1 protein-coding gene is annotated in these 1585 nt (G+C 60.1%); it reads right to left on the bottom strand.

The genetic code is table 11. From position 1 onward, the window contains the following. Window positions 1-67: 67 nt before the first annotated feature. Complete coding sequence (locus tag ABIB99_RS44425; RefSeq protein WP_354182295.1) at window positions 68-1507, bottom strand: IS1182 family transposase; 1440 nt, start codon at window positions 1505-1507, stop codon at window positions 68-70. Between the last annotated feature and the right edge of the window lie 78 nt (window positions 1508-1585).

Here is a 1585-nt window from a genome sequence, read left to right as displayed (position 1 = left end):
GGGTCTTGGCCGTGTAAAAAGCAGTTTCACGGGAGGTCGGTTCTGAGAGTTAGGTGCCGAGGACGTTTCAGGCCGCGATCGCAGCGATTAGCCGCTTGGTTCCGATGATGTTCATGACCCGTGTCAGATTGTAGGCCAGGACGGAGAGTGCCATCTCAGCGGCGACCTTCGGAAGGGTTTTGGTGAGGAAGTGCGTCGCTCCCATGCGGGCCTTCATCGTGCCGAACGGATGCTCGACTGTCTCGCGACGCTGACGCATGGCTTGTGGGTTCGCATCAAGGCGTTGCTGCACCGCGTCGAGCAGATGCTCATACACCCATCGCGTAATCCGCCGCTCCGGTCCTGTCGTGCATTGGGATTTGAGTGTGCAATTTGAACAGGCAGTGGTCCAGTAGCGCCGCAGCATCTTGCCGTCTTCTTCGTTCGTATAGCGATATGGCAGCCGCTCCCCAGCTGGACAGCGATAGACGTCCTCCTCCGGCTGATAAGCGAAGTCCTGCTTACCGAATCGCCCTTCCGATTTGGCACCCGACGTCATCGGCTTGGGCAGAGTCACCGTGATGCCGGCCTCGTGGCACGCGAGGATTTCTGAGCTGCTGAAGTAGCCGCGATCGGCTACGGCCTCGAGCGTCTCGGTCCGGAGCACGGCCTTGGCCTGCTTGGCCATATTAGCAAGTTGTGCTCGATCCGAGCCGCGGTTCGTCACCTCGTGCGTCACAATCAGATGATGCTTGGTATCGACGGCGACCTGCACGTTGTAGCCGACGACGCCGGAGCCGCGGCCGCTCGTTGCCATCGAACGACTGTCGGGATCGGTCAGGGAGATTTGCTGATCAGACGAGGCAAGCATCTGCTCCTCGTGGACAACAAGCTTGGCCATTTGCTCTTTCAACTTCGTCAGCTTCTCCGTGAGCCTCGTTACCTTCGCGGCCAATGCTTCCGTCGGTTCCTGCCGGTCGGCCGCATCGAGTTGGCTCAAATAGCGCGCCACGCTCTCCTCCAACTGGGCCCGCCGCCGCTCCACCTTTGCCCGGGTGAAGTTCTTGTCCCGGTTGTTCACGGCCTTAAACTTGCTGCCATCGATGGCGACGCTCGCCGTCGTGAGAAGGCCCATCTCACGGCAGAGTTCGACGAAGCGCGCGCAGACCTTGCCAAGTGCTGGACCGTTATCCTTGCGGAAGTCCGCAATCGTCTTGTGATCGGGAGCGAGCCGACCCAGCAGCCACATGACCTCGACATTACGCCCGGCCTCGCGTTCGAGCCGACGGCTCGACTGCACCCGGTTCAAATAGCCGTAGATGTACAGCTTGAGGAGGAGCGAGGGGTGGTACGATGGTCGGCCAGTTGCTTCGGGATCGATCCCGCCGAACCCAAGCTCGGCCAGATCGAGTTCATCGACGAAGACGTCGATGAGACGAACTGGATTGTCCTCGCCGATCCAGTCTTCCACGCATTCAGGAAACAGCGTGCTCTGCCCACGATCCGCACCCTCAATGAAGCGCTTCATCCGAGACCCCCGCAAATCGTGCGGGAATCATACCGCGAGAATCACGTCAAGCGCCGCGTTTTTACACAGCCAGGGTCA

The organism is Bradyrhizobium sp. LA6.1, assembly GCF_040547805.1.
In the GTDB taxonomy this organism is placed as follows: Bacteria; Pseudomonadota; Alphaproteobacteria; order Rhizobiales; family Xanthobacteraceae; genus Bradyrhizobium; species Bradyrhizobium barranii.
The sequence above is the reverse complement of the archived record's forward strand: the minus strand, read 5'-3'. Positions and strand labels throughout refer to the sequence as shown.